We start from the raw sequence: 5177 nt of genomic DNA on the forward strand, positions 1-5177 counted from the left end.
CACCATACACTGTCGGGATCTTTTGGATTGAATTGTCTTTTCAGAAGATTGTGAAGTTTTCGATCATTCCCTTTAGATATGGTCGTTTTTATCTTGTGTTTCAGATATTTCGGTTTGATATTGGCTTCTTTCATAATCGAATAGACATACTTCTGGCATCCTTGGATCCCTTTCTTGTGCAGGATCTCTGCGATCTTGGGCGAGCCATACAGCTGGTGCGAATCGTTGTAGATCTTGACGATTGCTTTTTTTGTTTTTTCCCGTCGGACTTTTGTCTTGGATGGTTTTGATCTTAAATACTTGTAGTAGCCGGAAGGGCTCTTCTCCAATATAGCCAGTATACCCGCTATCGATGCTTTGGGATGTTTCTCTTTGTATTCCTGGACCGATCGATAGAGGAGACGAGCCGTTACTTGCCGAGTATACTGATTGCTTTTTTTAATACATTGAGCGCGTCCTGGGTATCTCTGAGCTGCTTTTTAAGATGGGCGATCTCTTTGGCTTCATCGCTGGCATAGTTGCCGGATCCTCTTACGACGACCTGATCGTCATGCTCTTTATAGCTTTTTACCCATCCTCCAATTGTTGTGTCATGGACTCCGAACTGTTGCGCGATCTGGGTGTAGGCAAGGTCTGGATGATCGAGTACATACTGAATCACCTGTTCCTTAAATTCTTTGTCATATTGCTTTGCCATTTTTCATTCCTCCTCATTCTGGAATTCAAATTGTTCTTCTTATGACATTCTACCACTTGAATTTTCAGAGGTTTAAGGGATGCACCATTAATACTAAATCCACGATCTTTATAGGTAATGATCACAGTCGATACTTTCCCTGCGATCACCAGGTCGAGCAGTTCAAAGAACTCTTTCCTTTTCTCAAAAGATATGCCGCTGGCAATATCCCGAAAAGCACCGGCTACCGGATACCCCTGCTTCATCGCAAAGTTCTGCAGGTTTTCCATCTGATTTTCCAGATCATGTTTCTGTTTGGGCGTCGATACTCGTGCATAGAGATACACTCCCCGTTTTTCGCCTTTGTTGATCAGTGCATAAACAGAATCTTCGTCCCAATCATACTGGCCGGAAGGAAGCTTGTTTGCTTTCAGGATTCCGTCTTTCCTCCATCTGAGCAGGGTGGAGCGGCTGATCTGGAGAATCTTCATTACTTCATTAGCTTTCATGTAAATATTATATCAGATAGTATAAGATAGATATATTAAATTTAAATAATTATTCTATATACAAGAAGATGCGCAATGATGCGTCTTCTTTTTTTTTAAGGTAATTGGCTTTTTAATATTGATTATTTTATTTATAATGGCTTCGTTAAATGCATTTAATCAAATTTTATAGTTGAGGTAAAAAATATGAAAACAGAGACAACGACAAATCCGTCAACATACTCGAAGGTTTGGCGTATTGTTCTTTGCGTCGCCATTCCTCTTGCGGTTGGTGGGATTGCTGCAGCCTTGACGGGCAGCGCGATGAAATCTTTTCAGCAAATGAATCAGCCTCCGCTCTCTCCGCCGCGTGGTTGTTCCCGGTAGTATGGACGATTCTATATGTCTTGATGGGATTAGCTAGCTATATGATTTGGTCCGCAGAGCATTCGGTATTTCGGGATCATTCTAACGTTCGGAATTGGCTGATCGTGTATGGACTTTCTTTAGTCTTTAACTTCTGTTGGTCGCCAGTTTTCTTTAATTTGAACTGGTTCTGGTTCGCTTTTGTTTGGCTGTTGGCGCTATGGGGGATGATCATTTATTTGGTGATCAAGGCTAGTTCAATCAGCATGGCGGCTATGTGGATGATGGTGGTCTATTTGTTGGGGTGACTTTCGCCGCCTATTTAAATGCAGGTATCGCAATTCTTAATTAAGAGCAAAGGATAAGCGCAGGAATCTCCTGCGCTTTTTAGATCGAGAGCTTTGCTAGGTCGACTTTCCAAATCAAAGATTCTTGATTGCGTACGTTCCCAAAAAACAAGATCATATAGTAAGGCAAATATAAAATATTATCGACTTCTTCTAATGGGAATTTCGAAAATACGATCCCTTGAGTTAGATTCCAATTCGAAGCAAGCGCCTTATTTAATGAAGGGTGTTTTTTATAGTCAGAGCCCGATTTGATTTCGATGATCTGAATTTTTTTATCTTCTTCCAATAAGAAATCGAGCTCTATCGTTTTTGAATCATAATAATATAAAGAGCGATTTTTCGAAGCAAAGCATTGGGCAAACATATTTTCAAGGATACTTCCTTGGTTGATCGAGGTATTTCCTTGAAGAAGTTCAAACTGAATGTTTCCAAGCATGGAACAAAGAAGACCGGTATCATTTAAATAAAGCTTGAATAGATTTCTCTTCGTGTTTAGTTTCAGCGGATAAACGGGCGCCTTAGTGTTCAAGCAAGCCAAAGCCACTCCTGCTTCTTGGAGCCAAAGAAATGCATTCTCATAACGGTTCATACGTCCATTTTTATCGAGCTTCGAAAGTTTGAAACGTCTATTTTTTTGATCAAGCTGAGAAGGAATCGAATCAAAAATATCTTTAATCTTTATTTTTTCATTTCCTTGCGCATATTTCGAGATATCTTGTCGATACAATTGAATAATATCTGTTTGAAGCATCTTGACTCGTGCTAGATCATAGTGATTTATATAGTCTTGAACGACTTCAGGCATTCCTCCCACGATCATATAGGAAAAAAATAGTTGCATCATCGTTTCGTGGATTGCGGAAGTTGGCGCCATTCTTTTTTCATAACAAGTGCGCAGAACATCGATTGTTTCTAGTGGAACACCAACGGCCCATAAAAACTCTTCAAAATCAAGTGGATACATGTTGATTATTTTTTCAAATCCTACGGGATAGGAACGAACTTCTTTATAGCGGACACCTAACAAAGAACCTGTCTCAGCGATATCAATTGTCCCCCCTTCAACCAAAAATTTGATTGCTGTTCTAGCATTTGGACATTCCTGGATTTCATCAAGAATCAATAATGTATTTTGTCGCACGATCGTTTTTTGGGTATAAGCCGTAATATTTTCCAGTAAAGTCCGCTCATTTAATTTTCCTTCAAAAATTGTTGTAGCTTTAGGATCTTCAATAAAATTGATTTCGATTACTTGTTGGTAATTTTGTTTACCAAATTCACGAATCGATGTCGATTTTCCGATTTGCCGAGCACCTAGGATGCAACAGGCTTTCTTATGCTTGTCGTTCTTCCATCGATTCAGCGAATCAACAATTTTGCGCTTTAGCATGTAACGTTTTTCTCCTTTTTTTATCTATATTGTAACGTTTTTCGCGAAAAAGTTGATCAATTTGTAACGTTTTTTTATTTTCAACTTGTTTTCGATTAGAGACTGATTTTCCGATATCGTTTCTTGGTATAATGAAAAAAGCGCGAAAAGCGCTTTCTGTTTTATTAGTCGCTGATTTCTCGATCGATCGTCACGTTGATAAAATAATCAGGAAAGAGCGTCTTGACTTGTTTGCTGATTTCGTTTCTTTTTTTGTTGGCGTCTTTTTCCTTAAAGTCTAAGACGACATCAAACTGGATCTTCTTTTTAGAAGGATCGATATAAAAGCCGTGCATGTTTTTGATGAGCGGGTCTTGTTCGATCTTTTGGCGAATTTTCGTTTGAATCGATTGAACAAATGTATTTTCTGTATTTTTCGTATAGAGCCCAATACCTGTCAAAAAGATGTTGGATCTCTCATACACTTGATTGGCGATATTTCTTTCGAGTGTATCGAGCTCGTTCATGCTCATGGTGTCGTTGACTTCGATATGGACCGATCCAATAATTGTATTGGGGCCATAATTCGAGAGGACAAGATCGTATACGCCTTTTACACCCGGAATCTGGGCGATCGTCTCTTTGATCTGTTTGGATAAGGTGGCAGAAACGCGTTCTCCAAGAAGCTTGGAGATCGAGTCGTTCAAGATCTCGATGCCCGATTTGATGATCAAAAATGAAATGATGAGGCCTAGCCACCCGCTCAAATGGATCTTGAAAAAGATAAACAAAAGGGCGGATACGACAGTCGACAAAGGGACAAGAGAGTCCATGCGGCTATCTTTTCCAGAAGCGATCAGGGCGTTGGATTGGAGCGTGTCGCCTCGTTTTTCTGTCCAATATCCTAAGGCGAATTTGGCGATGATCGTCGTGCTGATCAAAGCAAGACCCCACGTCGTATAGACAGGCTTTTTGGGATCGAGGATCGATTTGACCGATTCGATCAAAGATTCTCCGTCCGCATACAAAAGACGAAGGCGGCGACGATCAACGAAGTCAAATATTCGATCCTGCCATAACCGAGGGGATGTTTTTGATCAGGCGCTTTTAAAGAATGCTTCGTTCCGATGATCGTGATGAGGGAAGAGAGCGTGTCGGATAAGTTGTTGATGGCATCGAGAATGAAGTCGATGGAGTTGGACAACAAGGCAATACTTGCTTTCAAGACGACAAGGACTAGATTGACGACAGCTCCGATCAAGCTCGTTTGAATGATTTTCTTTTCTCTGGTCATGTCTTGAGTATAGATCGTTTTTTTGTTTGGCTAAAGATATATAGAATAATTATTTAAATTTAATATATCCATCTTATATCATCTGATATAATATTTACATGAAAGCTAATGAAGCAATGAAGATTCTCCAGATCAGCCGCTCCACCCTGCTCAGATGGAGGAAAGACGGAATCCTGAAAGCAAACAAGCTTCCTTCCGGCCAGTATGATTGGGACGAAGATTCTGTTTATGCACTGATCAACAAAGGCGAAAAACGGGGAGTGTATCTCTATGCACGAGTATCGACGCCCAAACAGAAACATGATCTGGAAAATCAGATGGAAAACCTGCAGAACTTTGCGATGAAGCAGGGGTATCCGGTAGCCGGTGCTTTTCGGGATATTGCCAGCGGCATATCTTTTGAGAAAAGGAAAGAGTTCTTTGAACTGCTCGACCTGGTGATCGCAGGGAAAGTATCGACTGTGATCATTACCTATAAAGATCGATTGAGCCGGGTTGGGTTCGATCTGGATTTAGTATTAATGGTGCATCCCTTAAACCTCTGAAAATTCAAGTGGTAGAATGTCATAAGAAGAACAATTTGAATTCCAGAATGAGGAGGAATGAAAAATGGCAAAGCAATATGACAAAGAAT

Annotated in this window: 8 protein-coding genes; 2 read left to right on the forward strand and 6 right to left on the reverse strand. The window is 40.3% G+C overall.

What is annotated here, in order from left to right; all coding sequences use genetic code 11:
* From BO225_RS09775 to BO225_RS09785, 3 genes are all read right to left on the reverse strand, one after another.
* Positions 1–329 (reverse strand): IS3 family transposase (locus BO225_RS09775; protein ID WP_143356701.1); only part of this gene is annotated, 329 nt, incomplete at its 3' end.
* 80 nt (positions 330–409) lie between these two features.
* Positions 410–697 carry a transposase gene (locus tag BO225_RS09780; protein ID WP_076340276.1) on the reverse strand — a complete coding sequence of 96 codons (288 nt, stop codon included), beginning with the start codon at positions 695–697 and terminating at the stop codon, positions 410–412.
* Entirely contained in the window at positions 658–1185 is a 528-nt protein-coding gene (locus BO225_RS09785; RefSeq protein WP_198936125.1) for an IS607 family transposase, read from the reverse strand. The genes BO225_RS09780 and BO225_RS09785 overlap by 40 nt, the downstream gene beginning before the upstream one ends.
* 353 nt (positions 1186–1538) lie before the next feature.
* Here BO225_RS09785 and BO225_RS09790 point away from each other — a divergent pair, with 353 nt between their 5' ends.
* Entirely contained in the window at positions 1539–1838 is a 300-nt protein-coding gene (locus tag BO225_RS09790) for a TspO/MBR family protein (RefSeq protein WP_158023830.1), read from the forward strand.
* A 79-nt stretch (positions 1839–1917) separates the two neighbouring features.
* On the opposite strand, the gene BO225_RS09795 is transcribed toward BO225_RS09790, so the two are convergent.
* From BO225_RS09795 to BO225_RS12890, 3 genes are all read right to left on the reverse strand, one after another.
* The gene (locus BO225_RS09795; protein ID WP_076342051.1) at positions 1918–3270 is read right to left on the reverse strand and encodes an ATP-binding protein; all 1353 of its coding nucleotides are present in this window, start codon (positions 3268–3270) and stop codon (positions 1918–1920) included.
* 164 nt (positions 3271–3434) lie between these two features.
* Positions 3435–4256 (reverse strand): cation diffusion facilitator family transporter, encoded by an 822-nt coding sequence (locus BO225_RS09800; protein WP_158023831.1) that lies wholly within the window; start codon positions 4254–4256, stop codon positions 3435–3437.
* Positions 4253–4543 (reverse strand): cation efflux transmembrane domain-containing protein, encoded by a 291-nt coding sequence (locus BO225_RS12890; RefSeq protein ID WP_083632182.1) that lies wholly within the window; start codon positions 4541–4543, stop codon positions 4253–4255. Before BO225_RS12890 ends, BO225_RS09800 begins: the two co-directional genes overlap by 4 nt.
* A 98-nt stretch (positions 4544–4641) precedes the next feature.
* Between BO225_RS12890 and BO225_RS09805 the strand changes: the two genes are divergently transcribed.
* Positions 4642–5088 (forward strand): IS607 family transposase, encoded by a 447-nt coding sequence (locus BO225_RS09805; protein ID WP_198936126.1) that lies wholly within the window; start codon positions 4642–4644, stop codon positions 5086–5088.
* The last annotated feature ends 89 nt before the right edge of the window (positions 5089–5177 follow it).

Source organism: Dubosiella newyorkensis (assembly GCF_001945605.1).
Taxonomy (GTDB): domain Bacteria; phylum Bacillota_I; class Bacilli_A; order Erysipelotrichales; family Erysipelotrichaceae; genus Dubosiella; species Dubosiella newyorkensis.